This is a genomic window from Lysobacter sp. SCRH-1R (genome assembly GCF_057747855.1).
The window spans coordinates 2,632,544-2,648,241 of record NZ_CM173227.1 but is presented as its reverse complement, the minus strand read 5'-3'; the positions used below and the strand labels follow the sequence as shown (position 1 = coordinate 2,648,241).

Sequence of the window (15,698 nt, the reverse complement as noted above, 5' to 3'; positions counted from 1 at the left end):
GAGGCGCAGATGAGGATCGACCCGTTTGGCGGGGCTCGGCAGCAACAGGGCCGTCCACGCCGTGGCTTTGGCGGGATCCGCTGGTGGATCCTGATCCTGTTCGCCGGTTACGCGGCGTGGCAGTGGTTCGGCAATGCGCGAGTGGATCCGTACACGGGCGAGAAGGCCCACTACGGCACCACCGCCGACGAGGAAGTGCAGCTGGGCGCGCAGGCGTTCCAGCAGGTGCTGGGCGATGCCAACGCGCAGGGCGCGCTGTTGCCGGCCGATTCGCAGGCGAGCGTGCAGATCCGCCAGATCGCGCAGCGGCTGATCCAGCGCGTGCCCGAGGTGACCGCGACGCTGGCCGCGCAGAACCAGCAGCAGGTGCCGACCGAGCACCAGCAGTTCCAGTGGGACGTGGCGGTGATCCAGTCCGACCAGGCGAACGCGTTCTGCCTGCCGGGCGGGAAGATGGCCGTCTACACCGGGCTGATCCCGATCGCGCAGAACGCCGATGCGATGGCGGTGGTGATGGGCCACGAGATCGCCCACGCACTGCTGCGCCACGGCAGCCAGCGAATGGCCCAGCAGAAGCTGGTGCAGATGGGACAGATGGCGGCCGGCATGGCGATCGGCGGCATGGACCCGCAACAGCAGCAGGCGGTGATGGCGGCGCTCGGCGCCGGCGCGCAGTACGGTTTCATCCTGCCGTACGGGCGCAACCACGAGACGCAGGCGGACAAGGTCGGGCTGATGCTCGCCGCGGCGGCGTGCTACGACCCGAATGCGGCGATCCCGCTGTGGGAGCGCATGTCCGAACTCGGCGGCGGCGAACGCCCGCCGGAATTCGCCTCCACCCATCCGGACCCGGCCAACCGCATCCAGGTGCTGCAATCGCTGATGCCGCAGGCGGAGCAGTTCCGGGCGCAGTATTGCGGGGCGGGGGCGAAGACGGCGGTGGCGGCGACGGCGGTGCGCTGAGGCGCGCCGGCGCGAAGGCAAGGCACCGCGTCGGTGAACCCGGGTGCGCTTCGCCTACCCGGGCTACAAAAGCTCGCTACAAACGCTCGCGTCGTCATTCCGCGACATCTTCGCCCTCGGTCCGTCATGCGCCAGGACGACGGGCGAACTCAGCGCTTCTGCTCGCCGCCCTTGGCCTTGTTCGGCGGCGGCGTGGTGCTCTGGCCGACGCTGCCGGACAGGTTGCGCTGGAACTCGTTCCACATCTGCAGATTGCGCTCGGTGAGCTGGTTCATCAGCGCCCACGGGGTCTGGCCGAGGATGCCGCCCATCTGGTTGCGGAACTGCTGCTGCTGGTCGAGGAAGACCTGCATCGACCGCTCCAGGTAGCTGCCCATGAAGCCCTGCAGCGAGTCGCCGTAGAAGCGGATGATCTGGCTCAGCAGCTGGGTCGAGAGGACCGGTTCGCCGTCCTGTTCGTGCTCGGCGATGATCTGCAGCAGCACCTGGCGGGTCAGGTCGTCGCCGGTGCGGGCGTCGCGCACCTCGAACTCCTCGCCGTCGACGATGAGCTGTCGAACGTCCTCGATGGTGATGTAACTCGAAATCTCGGTGTCGTAGAGCCGGCGGTTCGGATACTTCTTGATGACGCGCATCGAGGCCATGGAGCATCGGCTCTAAATCGTGATGCTTCGCAGCATGGCGCAGCCCGGCGGGCCTTGCAACTGCCGCCGGGCACGGTCGGCAGGCGCGGTCGGGTGAATGGGGAAGGCGCCGTCGCGACCGGCAACGCAGGCTGAAAGCGCTTGAAAACGTTCCCGGAAACGACACGCCGGCGGCGCGAACACCGGACGCGCGCCTCACCAGCCCATGTGGTGGCCGCCGTTGATGTCGAGGTTCGAGCCGGTGATCCACGCCGCTTCCTCGGCGACCAGGAACGACACCGCATAGGCGATCTCGTCCGGCGTGCCCAGGCGCCCGGTGGGGATCTCGGCGACGATCTTCGCCCGCACGTCCTCCGGCACCGCCATCACCATGTCGGTGGCCACGTAGCCGGGCGAAACGGTGTTCACGGTGATGCCGAAGCGGGCGTTCTCGCGCGCCAGGGAAATCGTGAAGCCGTGCATGCCGGCCTTGGCGGCGGCGTAGTTCGCCTGGCCATACTGGCCCTTGAGGCCGTTGATGGAGCTGATCTGCACGATCCGCCCCCACTTGCGCTCGCGCATGCCCTCGATGACCGGACGGGTCACGTTGAAGCAGGAATTGAGATTGGTGCCGATCACCTCGTTCCACTGCACCGGCGTCATGCGGTGGAAGGTGGAATCGCGGGTGATGCCGGCGTTGTTCACCAGGATCTCGATCGGCCCGAGCTGGCGTTCGATGTCGTCGACCAGCGCCTGCGCCTCGTCGGGCGAGGACACGTCGCCGCGCGCCAGCACCACCTCGACGCCGCGCTCGCGCATCTTCGCCTGCCAGGCGAGGGCACGCGCCTCGTCGCGGTAGTTCGTGGCGACGCGATGCCCCATGGCCGAAAGGCGCTGGACGATCGAGCTGCCGATACCGCCGGTACCGCCGGTGACGAGGGCGACGCGAGACTGCATGGGGGATCTCCTGGACGGGTCCGCACGACGCGCGACCCATGACGATTCTATGGTCAAGGCAATCGCCGGATCGTGCGCGACGCTCATGACATTTCGTGCGGTGCGCCGTCGCGTGGCGGAATGCGCGACGGGTCGAACGCCGTCGTCGCGCGGGCCAGCAGGTCGGGCACGTCGCGGGCCTCGGCCAGCGCCTGCGGTGCCTGCCCGAGCCGGAGCCATGCCGCGCGCAAGGTCGTGAGCGGATCGGCCGGATCCACCGGCTGCGCCGCATCCGACTTGGACAGCTTGCGCCCGTCCGGCCCCAGCACCAGCGGCAGGTGCGCGTAGCGCGGCGTCGGCAGGCCGAGCGCGCGCTGCAGCAGGATCTGTCGCGGCGTCGAATCGAGCAGGTCGGCGCCGCGCACCACGTCGGTGATGTCCTGATCGGCGTCGTCCACCACCACCGCCAGCTGGTAGGCCCAGAACCCGTCGGCGCGCCTGAGCACGAAATCGCCGACCTCGCGCGACACGTCCTGTTCGACATGTCCGCGGATCGCGTCGTCGAACGTCACGACGCTGCCATCCTCCACGCGCAGGCGCACCGCCGGATCGGGCCGCGTGTGGCGCGCGACGCACCTGCGGTGGATCCCTGACACGGTGGCAAGGTCGGTCCGGCTGCAATGGCAATGGAAGGCGCGGCCTTCGTCGAGCAGCCGCTGCAGCGCCGCCTCGTACAGCGCCGGGCGCCGGCTCTGCCAGACGATCTCCTCGTCCGGTTCCAGGCCGAACGCGTGCAGCGCGTCGAGTTGCCGACGAGCGGCGCCTTCGACTTCACGCGGCGGATCCAGGTCCTCCACGCGCACCAGCCAGCGCCCGCCGGCGCGGCGCGCCAGCAGCCAGCTGCCGAAGGCGGCGAGCAGGGAACCGAAATGCAGATCGCCGGTCGGAGAAGGGGCGAATCGCCCGCGATAGCCGGAAGGGCCAGGGGAAGTCGTCACGGCGGGTCGTCGGCGGGTCGCGGTTTCACTTGAATTCAACGCGAGCGTGCCACATTTTTCCGACATGCCGCGCGTGGTGCGCGGAAGGTTCCCATCATGTTCAAGCGTCTGTTCCTGTTCCTTGCCACCAATTTCGCGGTCCTGATCCTGCTGAGCATCGTCATGTCGATCCTCGGCGTCGATCCGCGCACGTTCTCCGGCCTGCTGGTGATGGCGACGGTGTTCGGCTTCGGCGGTTCGCTGTTCTCGCTGATGATCTCCAAGTGGGTCGCCAAGCGCTCCACCGGCGCGCACGTGATCGAGCAGCCGCGCAACGAGTCCGAACAGTGGCTGGTCAGCACCGTGCGCCGCCAGGCGGAAGCGGCGGGCATCAAGATGCCCGAAGTCGCCATCTACGACGCGCCGGAAATCAACGCCTTCGCCACCGGCCCGAGCCGCAACAACTCGCTGGTCGCCGTGTCCACCGGCCTGCTGCGCGCGATGAACCGCGACGAAGCCGAAGCCGTGCTCGGCCACGAAGTCAGCCACGTCGCCAACGGCGACATGGTGACGATGGCGCTGATCCAGGGTGTGCTGAACACGTTCGTGATCGTGCTGGCGCGCGTGGTCGGCCGCGTGATCGACAGCTACCTCAGCGGCAACCGCGAAGGCGGCCCGGGCCTGGGCTACTTCGCCATCGTGTTCGTGCTCGACATGGTGTTCGGCCTGTTCGCGAGCATGATCGCGATGTGGTTCTCGCGTCACCGCGAGTTCCGCGCCGACGCCGGCGGCGCCCGACTGGCCGGCCGCGAGAAGATGATCGCCGCGCTGCAGCGCCTGTCGATGACCTACGGCGAAAGCACGCTGCCCAAGACGGTGCAGGCGTTCGGCATCAGCGGCGCCGTGGGCCACGGCCTGCGTCGCCTGTTCCTGAGCCACCCGCCGCTGGAAGAGCGCATCCTGGCCCTGCGCAATGCGCCGATGGAGCAGGTGCGGGGCACGGTGGTGGGCTGACTGCCCGCATAAGTCAGCAAGCAAGCCCGCCTTCCGGCGGGCTTTTTGTTTCAGGAGTTATCTGGTACGCGCCGATGCTGCGGTCGTCATGCGTCGCTCGATCAAACCGGCGATCAGGAACCCGGCCGCGCAGGCGATGAAGAACACGCCCGGGACATGTCCGGCGGGCTGGGCACGAGGCTGGACGTCATACAACTGGCTCAGTCCGAGCGACATCAGCGTCCAGAACAGGAACTGATGGATATCGAGGTATGGCGCGATGGCGCGCTGCCATCGCGATGGGCGGCCTCGTCGCGACCGGATGCCGAGTAATGTTGCGAGGGGCGGAAAGATCAGCCAGATGCCAGCGATCAGCGGCCAGTGCGCATCGGCACCGGGATGTGCGAATGCCGCCGTGCGGTCCACGTCCAGCCCGCCCGAGAGGCCCAGGGGCACGCCGATCAAAAGAGCGTTGAGCCTGGGAGGGCGCAATCTTTCGAACACGTCGACGCCATCAGAACTCGTAATCCATCGCCGCACCCGGCGGCGCGAGGAAATTGCCCTGCGCGTAATCGATGCCCGCGCCGAACAGCGTGCTCATGCTGGCCGCGTCCTGCACGAATTCGGCGATGGTCGTCTTGCCGAGTTCGCGCGCCTTCTCGGCGATCTCGCGCAACCGCGCCTGGTGGTCGGGATTGCTGGACAGGTCTTCCATGAAGCTGCGGTCGATCTTGAGCAGCGCGGCGTTGAAGTGGGCCAGCAGCTGGAACGAATTCAGGCCCACGCCGAACTGCTCCAGTCCGACGCGCACGCCGTACTGCGCGACCTGCGCCTGGAAGTCCTGGGCCGCGCGCAGGTGCGTGAACACCTTCGATTCGGGCAGCTGCAGCACCAGCAGGTGGCCGTCGGCGCCGTGCTTGGCGAGCTTTTCCTGGATGAACTGCGCCAGCGTGTTGTCCTGCAGCGAGGCCTGGGTGATCTTCACCAGCACCGTCGTCGGGCGGCCGGCGCGCGAACGCTCGCCGATGACCGAGATCGCCTTGCCGACGACCCAGCGGTCGATTTCCCACAACAGCCCGTGTTCCTCGGCGATCTGCAGGAACGCCAGCGGCGGCACCAGCTCGCCGTGTTCGCCCTGCAGGCGCAGGTAGGCCTCGTACATCTCCAGCGGTTCGCCGTGCAGGCCGATGAGGGGCTGGTATTCCATGACGAAACGGTCGGCGTCGAGCGCGTCGCGGATGCGCTGCACCCACGCTTCGACGCGTTCTTCCTCGGCGCGGTCGGCCGCGCCGGGGTCGAACAGTTCGGTGCGGTTGCCGCCCACGCCGCTGGCCGATTGCAGGCACTGGCTGGCCTTGCCGAGCACGGCGGTGATGCTGGCGATCTTCTCGCCGATGAGCACGCCGCCGATGCTGACGGTGGTGCTGAGCGAACGGTCCGGCGTTTCCAGCACGTGGTCGGCGAACGCCGCGCGGAGCTTTTCGGCAAGGCCGGTGACCATGCGGTGGTCGGCGTTGGGCACGAGCACGACGAACTGGTGTTCGCCGAATCGCGCCGCGACGTGGTCGGTGCCGAGCACGGTGCGCAGGCGGTCGCCCATCGCGGACACCAGTGCGTCGGCGGCATCCAGGCCGATGTCCTGCAGCAGGCGGTTGAAGTGGTCCGGCTCGATCAGCAGCAGGCCGTGGTGTGAGGCGTTCTGCGCGGCATCGCCGACGGTGTCCTCCAGCGAACGCAGGAAGGTCGCGCGGTTGAGCAGGCCGGTGACCTGGTCGCGCTGGCGCAGTTCCTCGACTTCGCGCGCGAGTTCCGGATCGACTTCCTGCCGGCGCAGGATCACCTGCAGGCAATGCTCGCCTTCGTACGTCGCCGTGGTGAACTCCATCACCGCCGGGAACGCGCTGCCGTCGAGCGCGCGCGCCTCGGTCTCATGGCGCGGCGGCGCCTCGCCCTTGGCGATCTGCTTGAGCAGCGTCTTGAAGCCCTCGACCTTCGACGGAGCGATCAGGTCGAGCAGCGACATGCCTTCGATGTCCTCGAAGGACTCGAAGCCGAAGATTTCCAGGTACGCCGGATTGGCGCGGATGTGCATGCCTTCGTGGATGTAGGCGATCGGCTCGCGCGAGGAGTCGATCAGCGCGTCGCAGCGGCGCTCGGTCTCGCGGATCTGCGCCTCCAGGCGGCGCTGCGAACGGCGCGCCTCCAGGTCCGCCCATTCCTGGCGGACGCGGACCTGCAGGTGTTCGCCGCTGCGGCGCAGGACGATGCCGCGGGCGCCGAGGGTCACCATCTCCAGCACGCGCGAGTCGTCCACGGTGTCCAGCAGCATCAGCACGGGCAGGTCCTTGCCGCTGGCGTCCACCGCCTGCATGACCCTGGTGATCGGAACCAGCGTCGCCTCACGGGCCGCGAGGACGAGGTCCGGCGACTGGCTCGCGATGAGCGTGGCCAGTTCGTTCTCGTTCTCCGGTCGCGACGGGCGCACGGCGATGCCGCTGTTGCGCAGTCCGCTGACGATGGCCTCCGCCGCCTCGACGCTGTCGTCGACGATCAGCAGCCGCAGCGCCGTGTCTTTGCCGAATTGCATTGCGTCACCTCCCCGAACGCGAGTTATGACATGAACGGGAGTGTTCAGTCCATTCACGCACGCCGGAACTGGGGGATATGACGGTTTAGCGACCGGAGCGGAACGAACTTGAGACGGACGTCGCGCGCGGCTTGCCGATTGCGGCGGATCGGAGGTGTCGACTACAGCGGGCGCTTGCCCGGATCGCCGGCGACTTCGCGCACCAGCTTCGGCACGAGATAGCCGGACACGCGCGCGGCCAGCTCGCGGTGCAGGCGCAGGGCGACCTCGTCGGGGACTTCGAAGTGCGCCGAGCCCTGCACGCGATCGAGCTGGTGCAGGTAGTAGGGCAGTACGCCGGCCGCGTGTCCGCGCTCGCCGAGGGCGGCGAGCGCATCGACCGAATCGTTGACCCCGCGCAGCAGCACGGCCTGGTTGAGCAGCATCGCGCCGGTGCCGCGCAGGCGGGCCAGTGCGGCGTCGACGTGGGCGTCGAACTCGTTGGCGTGGTTGGCGTGGAGCACCACGGTGACCGGCCAGGGCAGGGCGGCGAGCCAGTCGGCGAGCGCATCGTCGACGCGCTCGGGCAGCACCACCGGCAGGCGCGTGTGCACGCGCAGGCGCTTGAGGTGCGGGATACGGGCCAGCGCATCGGTCAGTTCGGCCAGCTTCGGCGTAGCCAGCGACCAGGGGTCGCCGCCGGAGAGGATCACCTCGTCGATCGAGGCGTCGTTCCGGATCGCCGCGACCGCCTCGCGCCAGCCGGCCGCCGCCGCGGTTTCCCCGGCGTAGGGGAAGTGGCGGCGGAAGCAGTAGCGGCAGTGGATCGCGCACGAACCGGTGGCGATCAGCAGTGCCCGGCCGCGGTACTTCCGGATCACGCCATGGCCGGCCTTCGCCGCGCCGTCGCCGACGGCGTCGAGGGCGAAGCCGGGCATCGGGCGCATCTCGTCGTCCAGCGGCAGCACCTGGCGCAGCAGCGGATCGTGCGGATCGCCACGGCGCATCCGCGCCACGAACCCGTGCGGCACGCGCAGCGGGAACTGCGCCGCCGCCTCGTCCGAAACGCCCAGCCCGGACGCGTCCAGCCCCAGCATCGCCAGCAGCTCGCGCGGGTCGCGCACGGCGTCGCGCCACAGCTGTTGCCAGCGCGGCGGGGTGGCAGGGGACGAAGCGGGGTGAAGAGGGGCGGGGGCAGCAGGTATCATGGCGGACCGGTTTTCCTTGCGCCGCGGCCATCCGGCCGGGCACAACAGCCCGACATTCTAGCCTCCCGCCCGCGTCCGGGCGGCCGGCGACACCTATTCACCTACGCAGGAGTTCCACTCATGGCCAGCCTGGGCATGAACGACGTCAAGACCGGACAGAAGATCCTGGTCAACAACGACCCGTGCATCATCACCGAAACCGAGTACGTCAAGCCGGGCAAGGGCCAGGCCTTCACGCGCGTGAAGTACCGCAGCATCAAGTCGGGCCGCGTGGTCGAAATGACCATGAAGGCGACCGACAGCGTGGAGCAGGCGGACGTCGTCGACACCGACATGCAGTACCTGTATTCGGACGGCGAGTACTGGCACTTCATGAACCAGGAGTCCTTCGAGCAGGTGCAGGCCGACAAGGCCGGCATGGGCGGTGCCGAAAAGTGGCTCAAGGGCGAGGAAGAGTGCGTGGTCACGCTGTGGAACGGCACGCCGATCGCCGTGCAGCCGCCGAACTTCGTCGAACTGAAGATCGTCGAGACCGACCCGGGCCTGCGCGGCGACACCTCCGGCGGTGGCGGCAAGCCGGCGACGCTGGAAACCGGCGCCGTGGTCCGCGTGCCGCTGTTCGTGAACCAGGAAGAAGTGATCAAGGTCGACACCCGCTCGGGCGAGTACGTCAGCCGGGTGAAGTGACGCACCGGCGCGTTCGCGCGTAGCGCGAACGCCTTTGCCGATGCGTCATCCTCGCGAAAGCGAGGATCCAGGCCGTCACGCGACCCGGAGGAAACCGGGCCGTGACCTTCCCGGAACACCGGCAAGCCACCTGGATCAAAGCGAGCCGCGACGCGGCTCGCCCCCTCCCCAACCCTCCCTGCAGGCAGGGGAGGGAGTAGCCAGAAACGAGGCCGCATGACCCACGATCGAGCCCCCGAATCCTGCGATCTGCTGATCGAAGCCGGCTGGGTCGTGCCGGTCGTCCCGCACGGCGTGGTGCTCGAAGCCCACGCCGTCGCCGTACGCGACGGCGCCATCGTCGCGGTGCTGCCGGTCCGCGAGGCCCGCGAGCGTTTCTCCGCGAAGGAAACCGTCTCGCGCCCCGACGCCGCGCTCATTCCCGGCCTGGTCAACGCGCACACGCACAACCCGATGACCCTGCTGCGCGGCATCGCCGACGACCTGCCGCTGATGGAATGGCTGCAGGGCCACATCTGGCCGGTCGAAGGCGCGGTGATGGGGCCTGAGTTCATCGAGGACGGCATCGCGCTCGCCATCGCCGAGATGCTGCGCGGCGGCACCACCTGCGCCAACGAGAACTACTTCTTCCCCGACGTGCAGGCCGCCGTCTACAAGCAGCACGGCTTCCGCGCGCGCGTCGGCCTGCCGGTGATCGATTTCCCCACCGCGTGGGCGAAGACATCCGAGGAATACTTCGAACGCGCCGGCGAAGTGCACGACCAGTGGCGCGACGATCCGCTGGTGGCGACCGCCTTCGCGCCGCACGCGCCGTACACGGTGTCGGACGAGAACTTCGAGCGCATCCGCATGCTGTCGGACCAGCTCGACATTCCCGTGCACCTGCACACGCACGAGACCGCGCATGAAGTCGTCGAATCGCACGCGAAGCTCGGCCAGCGGCCGATCGCGCGCCTGGACCGCCTCGGCCTGGTCAACGACCGCCTCATCGCCGTGCACATGACCCAGCTCACCGACGCGGAAATCGCGCTGTGCGCGCAGCGCGGCGTGAGCGTGGTGCACTGCCCGGAATCCAACCTCAAGCTGGCCTCGGGCTTCTGTCCCGTCGGCAAGCTGGTGAAGGCCGGCGTGAACGTCGCCATCGGCACCGACGGCTGCGCCAGCAACAACGACCTGGACATGTTCGGCGAGGCGCGCACCGCCGCGCTGCTGGCCAAGGCCGTGGCGGAAGACGCGTCGGCGTTCGATGCCGCGACGGCGCTGCATGCGGCCACGCTGGGCGGCGCACGCGCGCTGGGCTTCGACGCGCTGGTCGGTTCGATCGAACCGGGCAAGCAGGCCGACCTGGTCTGCGTGGACCTGGGCCAGATCGAAACCCAGCCGCTGCACCACGTTGTCTCGCAACTGATCTACGCGACCGGCCGCCACCAGGTGAGCGACGTATGGATCGCCGGCCGCGCGAAGCTGCGCGAGCGCATGCTGGTCGACATGGATGCCGCGGCGCTGGTCGCCAACGCACGGCAGTGGCGCGAGCGGATCGCGGCGATAAGACTCACCTGACACCACGGCCGGTGCCCGTCGTTCCCGCGCAGGCGGAAATCCAGCGACTCGCGCGCGACGCGGCAAGGCACCGATTCCCGCATCGCGGGGACGAAGAAACGGAGCGCCAATGACGACCAACGCATCCACCGACGGCAACTTCACCCAGTCCGAGCTCGACAAGTTCGGCGCGCTCGCGCAGCGCTGGTGGGATCCGGACGGCCCGCAGAAGGCGCTGCACGCGCTCAATCCCGCGCGGTTGGGCTACGTCGCCGATCGCACGCCGTTGCGCGGCGCGCGCGTGCTCGACGTCGGCTGCGGCGCGGGCCTGCTGAGCGAAGCGATGGCGCGCGAAGGCGCGCAGGTCACCGCGCTCGACCTCGCACCGGAACTGGTCAAGGTCGCGCGCCTGCACGGCCTGGAATCGGGGGTGAAGGTCGATTACCGCCTGCAGTCGGTCGAATCGCTCGCCGACGAAATGGAGGGCCAGTTCGATGCGATCACCTGCATGGAGATGCTCGAGCACGTGCCCGATCCGGGTTCGATCATCCGCGCGTGCGCGACGCTGCTTCGTCCGGGCGGCAAGCTGTTCCTGTCGACGTTGAACCGCACGCCGGCGGCGTTCGCGCTCGCCATCGTCGGCGCCGAATACATCGCCCGGCTGCTGCCGCGCGGCACGCACCAGTACCGCGATTTCATCAAGCCGCACGAACTCGGCGCCTGGTTGCGCGACGCGGGCCTGGCGCTGGAGGACGTCAGCGGCCTGATGTACGAACCCTGGCGCAACGGCGCGCGCATCATCCCGCGCACCGACGTGAACTACCTGGCCTGCGCGGCCAAGCCGGACGCGGCGTGATGCCGGCGGTGGAAGCGGTGAAGTTCCCGAAGGCGGTGCTGTTCGACCTCGACGGCACGCTGCTCGACAGCGCGCCGGACATGGTCGCGGCGATCGACGCGATGCGCGCCGAACGCGGCCAGCCGCCGATGCCGCTGGAAGCGCTGCGTCCCCACGTTTCGAAAGGCGCGCGCGCGATGGTCGCGGCGGCGTTTCCCGACGTCGCCGAAGACGAGCGCGAGCGCTGGATTCCGGAATTCCTCGATTGCTACCAGCGCGCGCTAGGGCAGTACGGCGCGCCGTTCGACGGCATCGAGGCGATGCTCGCGGCGCTGGAAAACGCCGGCTGCGCGTGGGGCATCGTCACCAACAAGCCCGAATACCTCGCGCGCCAGCTGATGCCCGTGCTCGGCTGGGAGCAGCGCTGCGCGGTGCTCATCGGTGGCGACACGCTCAAGGCGCGCAAGCCCGATCCGCTGCCGTTGATCGTCGCCGCGGAGCGCATCGGCGTGGCGCCGGAACAGTGCGTCTACGTCGGCGACGACGAACGCGACATCGTCGCCGCGCGCGCGGCCGGCATGCCGTCGGTGGTCGCGCTGTGGGGCTATCGCCTCGACGAGGACGATCCGATCGCGTGGCAGGGCGACGCGATGATCGACCTGCCGTCGCAACTGATCGCCGCCGAGGCCTGGCCGGGCACGCGATGAACACGATCGGGCCCGCACGCGACGAAGCGCTCGACAGCTTCCTCGACAAATGGCGCACGCGCTGGCCGGAATGGGCCGTCGCGCAGGCGTTCGTGCCGCCGGCGCAACGCGACATCGCGCTCGCCTGGGCCGCGTTGCAGCAGGAGCTCACCGACGCCGCCTGGGGCGGCAGCGATCCGCGTCCGGGCGAGGCGAAGCTCGCGTGGTGGATGGAGGAACTGCAGGGCTGGTCGCGCGGCCTGCGCCGGCATCCGCTCGGCATCGCGCTGCAGAAGCTGCCGGCGCCCTGGACGGCCCTCGCGGCGGCGATTCCCGCGCTGCGCGAGAGCCGCGAACGTCCGCGCGATCGCGACGAGGCCTTCGCCGCGTTGGCGCCGTTCGCGCAGGCGGTGGCGGAGATCGAAGCGGTGCTGTTCGACGCATCGCCGGGCGCGGCGTCCGCCGTGCAGGCGGGCCTGCTGCACACGCGGCTCGCGCATGCAGGCGAGGCGTCGGTGCCGATGAGCGTCATCGCCCGTGCGGGCGAGGGCGCGACGACGCGCGCCTGGGCGGCGGAACTGCTCGGACACTGGCCGGAGGACGCGGCCAATCGCCCGCGTCGCGTCTGGAACGCGCTGGCCCGCCAGCGCCTGCGCCGCGGCGATGCGTCGCAGCCGCTGCCGCCGTGGTCGGCGCTGTGGACCGCCTGGCGGGGCGCTCGCGGGTGAACGCGCCGCGGCTATCGGTCCGATAGCCGTCTTCACGCCCCGTAACTGACTGTTGCAGCCTGTCCGGCTGGCCGTCCGGATACGGCCGCTACAATGGCCCGGCTTGCGCTCCCCCGCGCCAACCCCACATCGTCCGCCGTGACCACGACTTCCAACACCCCGCGCCGTCTGCCCGATGTCGCCTTCGATGCCGCCGCCGCGGCGCGACCGCTCGACTGGGTCGGCATGTCCAACATCGCCCTGCCGCTGCGCGTGGCCGGACCCGAGGGCGAGGCGATCACCGTCGCCGCCTCGGTCGATGTCAGCGTCGACCTGAAGGACGCCAACGCGCGCGGCATCCACATGTCGCGCATGTACCTGCAGTTGCAGGACGCCTTCGCCAGCGAGACGGTGACGCCCGCCGGCCTGCGCCGCGTGCTGCAGACGCTCATCGAGAAGCAGGGCGGCATTTCCAGCGCCGCGCGGCTGGTGCTGCGCTACGAACAACTGCTGCTGCGCCCCGCGCTCGCCAGCAACAACGCGGGCTGGAAGCGCTATCCGGTCGAGATCGATGCGACCCTGCGCGACGGCCATCTGCATCTGGCGCTGGCGTTTTCGGTCGAATACTCCAGCACCTGCCCGGCGTCGGCGGCGCTGTCGCGCCAGCTCAACGCCGAGCGCTTCGCCGAGGATTTCGCCGCCGCGCGCCCGTTGTCGGCGGCGGTGGTCGGCGAATGGCTTGCCTCCGAACGCGGGCTGGCCGCCACGCCGCACGCGCAGCGCAGCCGCGCCGATGTTCGTGTCGAACTGCGTCCGGCGTTCGACGAGGTGCCGCTGTCGGCGCTGATCGACGCATTGGAAACCGCCGTGGCCACGCCCGTGCAGACCGCGGTGAAGCGCGAGGACGAGCAGGCCTTCGCCCGCCTCAACGCCGAGAACCTGATGTTCTGCGAGGACGCCGCGCGTCGCGTCGCCGCCGCGCTGTCGGCCGATCCGCGCATCGAGCGCTTCGACGCCCGGGTGTCCCATTTCGAAAGCCTGCACGCCCACGACGCGGTGGCTCGGGTGACGGGGCAGGGCGCCCCGGCCTGACCTTCCGGGGCACCGCCGGCCCCGGCCGGCTTGCCCTTCGTCGGACGGTTCCGCGACGGCCGTCTCATTACGGTATGCTCCCCGGCCTTGCTCGGGGGCCAGACGGGTCATGGGGAAACCCTTTCGTCGGTGGTGGCAGGCCGCATTGGCCGCGTTCGGCATGCTCGTGGCGACGTCCGCGTCGGCGCAGCTGTTCGACGTGTCCCGCCTCGACGGAGATCCGGTGCCGCTGGAAGTCCTCTCCGGCCGGCACCAGGGCGAATTCGCCAGCGTGGAAGGCCAGGCCATCCACGAGACCAGCCGCCGTCCGCGCTGGTGGCGGCTGACCGCCCGGGAAGCCGTGCAGCCGGCCGATGCGCCGAACCTGATCCTGCGCTTTCCCTATCTCAACCACGTCGAAGTCTGGCGTCCGGGCGACGCGATCCCGGTGCGCCGGGGGCTGGTCGGCGACGACGCCGACCTCGAATTCTCCACCCGCGCGCTGGTCGTCCCGCTGCCGCAGGGGCTGGCCACCGGCGAGTCGATCTACCTGCGCGTGAGCGCGTTGTCGCCCACGCCGATGGCGGTGGACATCGAACCGCTCGCCGCCGTGCACCGGCACGACCTGCGCCACGTCGCGCTGCGCACCTTCGTGCTCGGCACGCTGGTGGTGTTGGCGCTGCTGGCGGTGGGTTTCTGGGTGGGCATCGGTGAGCGCAGTTACGCCTATCTGTCGTTGACGCTCGCCGCGCAGGCGTTCTACCTGGCCTGCATGGGCGGCGAGATCCGCGCCGTGCCCTGGCTGGCCGAACTGGTCGGCTCCGATCCGCGCGTCGGACGCATGTTCGGATTGCTGGGCGTGCTGGCGAGCAACAGTTTCGTCGCGCTCTACCTCAACCTGCCCGAACGCCACGTGCGTTTCATGCGCGCGCTGCACGGCTGCAACGCGGTGCTGCTGGCGCTGCTGCTGGCGAACATCGGCAGCGCGGCAGGCTGGCTGGGCTGGGTGGCGAACGTGGTGTTCCTGCTCTCGGCGGTGATGACCTTCGCCGCCAGCGTGACCGGCGCCTGGGCCCGCCAGCGCGAGGCGTACTTCATGGTGCTCTCGTGGGCGCCGATGGTCGCGCTGGTGATGTTGCGCATGGGCGAACTGCTGGGCGGCTGGCGCAATCCGGAGTGGATGGAGTACGCGTTCCCGATCGGCCTGGCGATGGGCGGCCTGGTGCTCACCATCGGCCTGACCGATCACATGCACCAGATGCGCCGCGACCGCGACCATGCCAGCCGCCTGGCGACCTACGACGTGCTGACCGGCGCGCTGACGCGTTCGGCCATCAACGAGCGGCTGGAAGCGCTCGCCGAGGCGGCGCAGCGCGGGCGGCGTCCGTTGTCGGTGGTGTTCTTCGACATCGACCATTTCAAGCGCATCAACGACGCGCACGGCCATCGCGTGGGCGACCAGACATTGCGCATCGTCGCGCTGCGCACGCGCAACCGGCTGCGCACGTACGACCTGTTCGGACGTTACGGCGGCGACGAGATCCTCGTCGTCCTTCCCGACACGCAGTTGCGCGAAGCGCTGTGCGTCGCCGAGAACCTGCGCGCGGCGGTGAACTGCCGGCCGCTGTCGATCGACAACCGTTTGTTCACCACGACGTTGAGCCTGGGCGTGGCGGAACTCCACCACGGCGAAACCGTGGAGAAACTGCTCGAACGCGCCGACGCCGCGCTGTACGCCAGCAAGGCCGCCGGCCGCGACCGCGTCACCGGCTACACCGCCTCGCGCCTGCGCACCACGTCGGCGACGCCGGTGGCGAATACGGCCGATTCGGTGGTATGAGGCGTGAGGTGAGAGAAGTGAGAAGTAGGAAGTGAGAAGGCGGCTGTACTCGCTGCCCGCTCCCCTT

Annotated in this window: 15 protein-coding genes; 9 read left to right on the top strand and 6 right to left on the bottom strand. The window is 69.4% G+C overall.

The annotated features are described in order from the left end of the window. Positions 1–9 precede the first annotated feature (9 nt). Positions 10–963 carry a M48 family metallopeptidase gene (locus AC3ANK_RS12005; RefSeq protein WP_206861024.1) on the top strand — a complete coding sequence of 318 codons (954 nt, stop codon included), beginning with the start codon at positions 10–12 and terminating at the stop codon, positions 961–963. Between the two features lie 149 nt (positions 964–1,112). On the opposite strand, the gene phaR is transcribed toward AC3ANK_RS12005, so the two are convergent. The 3 genes from phaR to gluQRS all read right to left on the bottom strand — a co-directional run bounded on the left by phaR (position 1,113) and on the right by gluQRS (position 3,520). Beyond that, positions 1,113–1,607, bottom strand: a complete 495-nt coding sequence (gene phaR / locus AC3ANK_RS12000) for a polyhydroxyalkanoate synthesis repressor PhaR (protein WP_206861023.1) — start codon at positions 1,605–1,607, stop codon at positions 1,113–1,115. Positions 1,608–1,802: 195 nt separating this feature from the next. Next, positions 1,803–2,543 carry an acetoacetyl-CoA reductase gene (gene phbB, locus AC3ANK_RS11995; protein ID WP_206861022.1) on the bottom strand — a complete coding sequence of 247 codons (741 nt, stop codon included), beginning with the start codon at positions 2,541–2,543 and terminating at the stop codon, positions 1,803–1,805. Positions 2,544–2,626: 83 nt separating this feature from the next. Then, positions 2,627–3,520 (bottom strand): tRNA glutamyl-Q(34) synthetase GluQRS, encoded by an 894-nt coding sequence (gluQRS, locus tag AC3ANK_RS11990; RefSeq protein ID WP_484171290.1) that lies wholly within the window; start codon positions 3,518–3,520, stop codon positions 2,627–2,629. 96 nt (positions 3,521–3,616) lie between these two features. Here gluQRS and htpX point away from each other — a divergent pair, with 96 nt between their 5' ends. Then, positions 3,617–4,513 carry a protease HtpX gene (gene htpX, locus AC3ANK_RS11985; protein ID WP_206861020.1) on the top strand — a complete coding sequence of 299 codons (897 nt, stop codon included), beginning with the start codon at positions 3,617–3,619 and terminating at the stop codon, positions 4,511–4,513. 57 nt (positions 4,514–4,570) lie between these two features. Here the strand turns inward: htpX and AC3ANK_RS11980 are convergent, their stop codons facing one another. The 3 genes from AC3ANK_RS11980 to epmB all read right to left on the bottom strand — a co-directional run bounded on the left by AC3ANK_RS11980 (position 4,571) and on the right by epmB (position 8,266). Beyond that, the gene (locus tag AC3ANK_RS11980) at positions 4,571–4,996 is read right to left on the bottom strand and encodes a hypothetical protein (RefSeq protein ID WP_484171289.1); all 426 of its coding nucleotides are present in this window, start codon (positions 4,994–4,996) and stop codon (positions 4,571–4,573) included. Positions 4,997–5,006: 10 nt separating this feature from the next. Further along, on the bottom strand, positions 5,007–7,079 hold the full coding sequence (locus tag AC3ANK_RS11975; protein WP_484171288.1) for an EAL domain-containing response regulator: 2,073 nt from the start codon (positions 7,077–7,079) through the stop codon (positions 5,007–5,009). A gap of 161 nt (positions 7,080–7,240) precedes the next feature. Next, positions 7,241–8,266 (bottom strand): EF-P beta-lysylation protein EpmB, encoded by a 1,026-nt coding sequence (gene epmB / locus AC3ANK_RS11970; RefSeq protein WP_484171287.1) that lies wholly within the window; start codon positions 8,264–8,266, stop codon positions 7,241–7,243. Between the two features lie 120 nt (positions 8,267–8,386). Here epmB and efp point away from each other — a divergent pair, with 120 nt between their 5' ends. From efp to AC3ANK_RS11935, 7 genes are all read left to right on the top strand, one after another. After that, positions 8,387–8,953: an elongation factor P gene (gene efp, locus AC3ANK_RS11965; RefSeq protein ID WP_206861016.1), complete on the top strand. Its 567-nt coding sequence runs from the start codon at positions 8,387–8,389 to the stop codon at positions 8,951–8,953. A gap of 216 nt (positions 8,954–9,169) precedes the next feature. Continuing rightward, on the top strand, positions 9,170–10,513 hold the full coding sequence (locus tag AC3ANK_RS11960; protein ID WP_206861015.1) for a TRZ/ATZ family hydrolase: 1,344 nt from the start codon (positions 9,170–9,172) through the stop codon (positions 10,511–10,513). Between the two features lie 109 nt (positions 10,514–10,622). Further along, entirely contained in the window at positions 10,623–11,348 is a 726-nt protein-coding gene (ubiG, locus tag AC3ANK_RS11955) for a bifunctional 2-polyprenyl-6-hydroxyphenol methylase/3-demethylubiquinol 3-O-methyltransferase UbiG (RefSeq protein WP_484171286.1), read from the top strand. Further along, complete coding sequence (locus AC3ANK_RS11950) at positions 11,348–12,034, top strand: phosphoglycolate phosphatase (protein WP_484171285.1); 687 nt, start codon at positions 11,348–11,350, stop codon at positions 12,032–12,034. The genes ubiG and AC3ANK_RS11950 overlap by 1 nt, the downstream gene beginning before the upstream one ends. Further along, positions 12,031–12,741: a phytoene/squalene synthase family protein gene (locus AC3ANK_RS11945; protein WP_206861012.1), complete on the top strand. Its 711-nt coding sequence runs from the start codon at positions 12,031–12,033 to the stop codon at positions 12,739–12,741. The genes AC3ANK_RS11950 and AC3ANK_RS11945 overlap by 4 nt, the downstream gene beginning before the upstream one ends. Before the next feature lie 138 nt (positions 12,742–12,879). Next, positions 12,880–13,812 (top strand): GTP cyclohydrolase FolE2, encoded by a 933-nt coding sequence (folE2, locus tag AC3ANK_RS11940; RefSeq protein ID WP_320415168.1) that lies wholly within the window; start codon positions 12,880–12,882, stop codon positions 13,810–13,812. A gap of 109 nt (positions 13,813–13,921) precedes the next feature. After that, complete coding sequence (locus AC3ANK_RS11935) at positions 13,922–15,631, top strand: diguanylate cyclase (RefSeq protein ID WP_484171284.1); 1,710 nt, start codon at positions 13,922–13,924, stop codon at positions 15,629–15,631. The last annotated feature ends 67 nt before the right edge of the window (positions 15,632–15,698 follow it).

What these genes read in the sequence shown, in the direction of transcription:
- AC3ANK_RS12005 (WP_206861024.1), top strand. Translation starts at nt 10, where the DNA reads ATGAGGATCGACCCGTTTGGCGGGGCTCGGCAGCAACAGGGCCGTCCA.
- phaR (WP_206861023.1), bottom strand. Translation starts at nt 1,607, where the DNA reads ATGGCCTCGATGCGCGTCATCAAGAAGTATCCGAACCGCCGGCTCTAC.
- phbB (WP_206861022.1), bottom strand. Translation starts at nt 2,543, where the DNA reads ATGCAGTCTCGCGTCGCCCTCGTCACCGGCGGTACCGGCGGTATCGGC.
- htpX (WP_206861020.1), top strand. Translation starts at nt 3,617, where the DNA reads ATGTTCAAGCGTCTGTTCCTGTTCCTTGCCACCAATTTCGCGGTCCTG.
- AC3ANK_RS11975 (WP_484171288.1), bottom strand. Translation starts at nt 7,079, where the DNA reads ATGCAATTCGGCAAAGACACGGCGCTGCGGCTGCTGATCGTCGACGAC.
- epmB (WP_484171287.1), bottom strand. Translation starts at nt 8,266, where the DNA reads ATGATACCTGCTGCCCCCGCCCCTCTTCACCCCGCTTCGTCCCCTGCC.
- efp (WP_206861016.1), top strand. Translation starts at nt 8,387, where the DNA reads ATGGCCAGCCTGGGCATGAACGACGTCAAGACCGGACAGAAGATCCTG.
- AC3ANK_RS11960 (WP_206861015.1), top strand. Translation starts at nt 9,170, where the DNA reads ATGACCCACGATCGAGCCCCCGAATCCTGCGATCTGCTGATCGAAGCC.
- ubiG (WP_484171286.1), top strand. Translation starts at nt 10,623, where the DNA reads ATGACGACCAACGCATCCACCGACGGCAACTTCACCCAGTCCGAGCTC.
- AC3ANK_RS11950 (WP_484171285.1), top strand. Translation starts at nt 11,348, where the DNA reads ATGCCGGCGGTGGAAGCGGTGAAGTTCCCGAAGGCGGTGCTGTTCGAC.
- AC3ANK_RS11945 (WP_206861012.1), top strand. Translation starts at nt 12,031, where the DNA reads ATGAACACGATCGGGCCCGCACGCGACGAAGCGCTCGACAGCTTCCTC.
- AC3ANK_RS11935 (WP_484171284.1), top strand. Translation starts at nt 13,922, where the DNA reads ATGGGGAAACCCTTTCGTCGGTGGTGGCAGGCCGCATTGGCCGCGTTC.